Source organism: Pontibacterium sp. (assembly GCF_041587635.1).
Classification (GTDB): domain Bacteria; phylum Pseudomonadota; class Gammaproteobacteria; order Pseudomonadales; family Balneatricaceae; genus Pontibacterium.
Map to the genome: position 1 here is coordinate 1 of NZ_JBFGYC010000313.1, position 4790 is coordinate 4790.

Here is a 4790-nt window from a genome sequence, read left to right on the forward strand (position 1 = left end):
CGGTGGTGCATAGCGGCCGGATACCCACGCAGGAGGAAGTTAAACAGTGGTTGGTCTAATACGGACGATAGTGTTGCTCAGTGTGTGTGTTGCCAGCTCAGTCAGTGCGAATCCGTTACAGCGAATTGAAGTAGCGGAGGATATCTTTGCCCTGATCGGGCCGATGGAGCAGCGCTCAGAAACCAATTTAGCGAACAACGCCAATTTTGGTTTTATCGTAGGTGAACGCGGTGTTGTGCTGATTGATAGTGGCGGCACACTGAAAGGTGCTCAGGCGATTGAAGCACAGATCAGGGCGGTGACCGATAAACCGGTTGTGTTGGTTATCAATACGGGCGGACAGGATCACCGTTGGTTTGGTAATCGCTATTTCGCTGATCAGGGGATTCGTACGTTGACCTCCGAACAGACGCTGGCTGACCAGCAGGCCCGGGGAGAAGCTCAGATGTCATCAACCTCCCGCTACACGGGTGATAGCTGGCGAGGGACTGACGTGATGCCTGCCAACGAGGCGGTGTCGGAGGTGACGGATATCTCGGTTGAAGGTATTCATCTGCAACTGATTCCCGTTGGTCCTGCGCATACGGGTGGAGAAACGCTGGTGTGGTTACCTGAATCTGGCGTGCTATTCAGCGGTGATGTTGTCTATATGGACCGGATGCTGGGTGTGGGTCCGCAATCGCAACATCTGGCATGGATTGACGCGTTTAAGGTGATTCAGCAGCTGAAGCCGGGCCAGATAGTGCCGGGACATGGGCAGCCAACGGATCTGTCGGGGGCGGAGCGCGATACCTATCGCTATTTACTGTTTTTGCGCAGTGCTGTGGGTGAACTGTTGGAGGAGGGTGAGGATATGGGCGCTACGCGTCGTATTGATCAAAGTGCCTTTAGCTATCTATCCGTGTATGAACAGATCCATGCACGCAATGCTCAGCGTGTGTTTGAAGAGATGGAGTGGGAATAAATACTCCATCCCGACCGGCTACGGCTATCCTTGCCGCAGCCGGTTAAAGGCTGGATGTGTGTTGTGATCTCCTACGCCAGCCCATTCCTTAAATCGTTAGTTGAGATGCAAGGCTCCGAGGTATTTCTTGATCTCCGTATATTGTTTTTTGAAGGCGATACCCAGCCGCAACCCACACTGCAGCGACAACACAGAGATCAGATCGCCTTTGAAGACAAAATACGTATCGTTATCGGGGAAAAGAACCTCGAAAGTGATCAAAAAACCGGAGTTCTTTAGCTGATGTACCTTTTGGACGGCTTCATGATCTGGCAGGCGGATCTGGCAGCCGCCTGAACTGACATCCTTGACGACACCTTCAAACTGTTCGTGGCGACAATATATATGGGCTAAAAGTGTGCAGGGATAGCGTGGTTCCTTCCTCAGCTCTTGTTGGTAAACTTTGGAAGGGTAACTCAGCATGATCATTTGGCTTTGACTACCGGCGACTTCTACGACCGAAGTTTCAAAGGCATAAACCACGCCTTTATCCACGAGTCGTAAAATGAGGCCCTGCTTTACTTTGAAAAAGGCTTCATACCATCGGAGGGGGATTTGTGAGTATCCGTATTTCTCCAGTAGTTCTTCCGCAGAGGGAAGGTGGGCGACGATAACGTCCTGATCATGTACACCGACAAGGGAGGTCATAAACCGTAATCTTCCATCCTGTGAAGAGATTTGGATTTTGGTTCCAACTCTAAAATTTGGCAGGTATTCGGTAGGTGTCACACTAATCTGCTGCATCAATCTATTCCTAGCCCGGTCGGCACAGTTAAACGGATGTTAGTTGGTGTGCCCTTTATGTTTAGTAATAAAATCGCCATGTCTTTGGGACTATCTTGCGCTTTCTCTGGTATTTTTCGGAATGAGTGTTCATTAAAATTACCTTAAAATCCGCGAGTTATACGTCGATGCGATGCTTGGTTCTGGCTGTCATTTCGCTGGTGCAGCAAAGCGTATCTGCCGGTTGCGCTTTAGGTGAGCGACTCTCTGTGCTTTTTAGTACGTTTTCTGTACAGCTTTGCTCGACATTAGCGTTGCAACTCTTTAAAGTGCGCGCTCCGTATTTATAAGTTATTTGGCTTGTAAGTCATCCGGTCTGTACGCCATTGCTGGCGTTAATGATCTTCCCCAAACGTAAGCCCTCAGGAATAGTTCTTTGATTACCACCGCAAACATCACCCTGCAGTTTGGCCCTGCGCCATTGTTTGAAAATATCTCCGCAAAATTTGGCAACGGTAATCGCTACGGCCTGATCGGAGCGAACGGTTGCGGTAAGTCGACCTTTATGAAAATCCTGAGCGGTGAGCTGAAGCCAACATCGGGCAACGTGTCCATTACGCCTGGATATAAGGTAGGTACGCTGAGTCAGGATCAGTTCGCGTTTGAAGAATACAGCGTGGTTGATGCGGTGATCATGGGGGATGCGGAACTGTGGAAAGTGAAACAGGAACGTGAGCGCATCTACTCGTTGCCGGAGATGTCGGAAGAAGAGGGGATGCTGGTTGCGCATTTAGAAACTGAATTCGCCGAAATGGACGGATACAGTGCCGAAAGCCGCGCCGGCGAGATCTTGTTGCAGGCGGGTATCGAAGAAGCATATCACTTTGGCCTGATGAGTCAGGTTGCACCGGGCTGGAAGCTGCGTGTCTTGCTGGCACAGGCGTTGTTTGCCAATCCTGATATCTTGCTGCTCGATGAGCCGACCAACAACTTGGATATTCACACGATTAACTGGTTGGGCACGGTCCTGAATCAGCGCAAGTGCACCATGATCATTATCTCGCATGACCGTCACTTCCTGAACTCCGTATGCACGCATATGGCCGATATCGATTACGGTGACCTGCGTATCTACCCGGGCAACTACGAAGACTTTATGGCGGCATCGTCCCTGATACAGGAACAGCTGCATAGCGAGAACGCTAAAAAGAGTGCTGAGCTGGAAGAGTTGCAGCAGTTTGTAAACCGCTTCTCGGCGAACGCATCTAAAGCAAAACAAGCGACATCCCGTGCGCGTAAGATGGAAAAAATTCAGCTGGAAGAGGTCGTCGCGTCCAGCCGTCAGACACCGTATATCCGTCTGAAACAAGAGAAAAAGCTGCACCGTCAGGCATTGGTTCTGGAAGATGTTGGTCACGGTTACGATGACGAACCGTTGTTCAGTGGCGGTAACCTGATTCTGGAAGCCGGTGCGAAACTGGCTGTCATCGGCGAAAACGGTGTGGGTAAAACCACGTTCCTGCGTTGCCTGATGAACGAGATCAGCGCGCAGTCCGGTGATGTGAAGTGGGCTGAGAATGCCATGATCGGTTACTGTCCTCAGGACAGCACCGAAGACTTCGACTGCGATCTGAATCTGTTCGAGTGGATGGCGCAGTGGCGTCAGCCGAAGCACGATGATCTGGCGGTACGTGGCATGCTGGGCCGTTTGCTATTCACGGCGGATGACATCAACAAGAAAGCAAAAGTCTGCTCAGGTGGAGAGAAAAACCGTCTGCTGTTTGGCAAGCTGATGATGATGAACACTAACGTACTGATCATGGATGAACCGACCAACCACTTGGATATGGAATCCATTGAAGGTTTGAACCGCGCCTTAGAAGGTTATGATGGCACGCTGATTTTTGTCAGCCATGACCGCGAGTTTGTCTCCTCTCTGGCAACCCGTGTGGTTGAGATCAAGGATCAGAAGCTGATCGATTTCCAGGGTACGTACGAAGAGTATCTGGCAAGTCAGGTCGCTGCGGCAAAAGTTGCCTGAGAAAGATAAGGTCACCGGGTCCGGACAAGGGCCCGTGTGATATAGAGTCAGGCGGGGAGGGGAGGACAGATTCCCGCCTGATCGACAACCATTGGTTATTCTTCCGTGGTCTGTTCAGTTTGTTCTTGCGATTTAGCTTCTTCAGCCTGTTCCTGTTTTTTCACTTCTTCCGCATCCTGGCCACCACACACACCACAACATGAACTCATAAAACACCTCGCTAGCCAATAATTTGTTGTTGAGAGCGAGATCGATAATAACCAAGTAACTAAGTCGGGAAATTGACGAATATCAGTTTTGTGATTTCTCATCCATTTTGAATCAATCCCTCCGACGGATTTATCTCTCATATTGGCCTAAGCAAGTTGCTGTGATGGTGCTTGTGCTAATGCCTCAGCGTACAGATCCGGTCGATAGACCTGCTGGGCTATCTGCGTGCGATCACCGCCTTGCCATTGTCCCCAGCGCTCCATCTGTTCCAGCATTAGGTGGGCATGACTCAGTGACGGTAGGTTCACGTCAGAGCCGTAGAATGATTGCATGATCGGATGTGTTTCACTGGCCTGACAGAGTGGAATGACACTCTGATCAAGGTAGGGAGGCAGGCGCAGCAGATCCAGTGCTTCCGCATGGTTGCAGGAGTGGCTGAGCCATTCACAGGAGGCGACCAGTGCACGAATCAATGCAGTATGGGTATTGGGATGGATATCCGCCCAGCGTTGCGTGACGGCAAATACCTTCTCGATGGAATCAGACCAGATCTGATAGCCGGTGACGGCCACTTTGCCGACTGCTCCTGATTCTGCCAACGTATTCCAGGGTTCGCCAGCACAGTACCCATCGATCAGATGATCACGCATCGTACTGACCATCTTGGTTGGCGGGACGGCAATCAGTGTCACATCCTGATCCGGATTGATACCGGAGGCCGTTAACCAGTAACGCAATTGATAGTGTTGGCAGGAATATGGAAACACGGTCGCAAATACCGGCTTAGTGCGCACGGATGCAATCCACTGTTTC

General features: G+C 50.8%; 4 protein-coding genes. 2 read left to right on the forward strand and 2 right to left on the reverse strand.

Annotated elements, in window-relative coordinates; all coding sequences use genetic code 11:
• Positions 1–46 precede the first annotated feature (46 nt).
• Positions 47–964: an MBL fold metallo-hydrolase gene (locus ABYW01_RS14320; protein ID WP_372833860.1), complete on the forward strand. Its 918-nt coding sequence runs from the start codon at positions 47–49 to the stop codon at positions 962–964.
• A 96-nt stretch (positions 965–1060) separates the two neighbouring features.
• Here ABYW01_RS14320 and ABYW01_RS14325 read toward each other — a convergent pair whose 3' ends face one another.
• Positions 1061–1747, reverse strand: a complete 687-nt coding sequence (locus ABYW01_RS14325) for a PilZ domain-containing protein (protein WP_372833862.1) — start codon at positions 1745–1747, stop codon at positions 1061–1063.
• 415 nt (positions 1748–2162) lie between these two features.
• Here ABYW01_RS14325 and ABYW01_RS14330 point away from each other — a divergent pair, with 415 nt between their 5' ends.
• Positions 2163–3767: an ABC-F family ATPase gene (locus tag ABYW01_RS14330; RefSeq protein WP_372833864.1), complete on the forward strand. Its 1605-nt coding sequence runs from the start codon at positions 2163–2165 to the stop codon at positions 3765–3767.
• 356 nt (positions 3768–4123) lie between these two features.
• Here the strand turns inward: ABYW01_RS14330 and ABYW01_RS14335 are convergent.
• Positions 4124–4790 (reverse strand): ABC transporter substrate-binding protein (locus ABYW01_RS14335; RefSeq protein ID WP_372833867.1); only part of this gene is annotated, 667 nt, incomplete at its 5' end.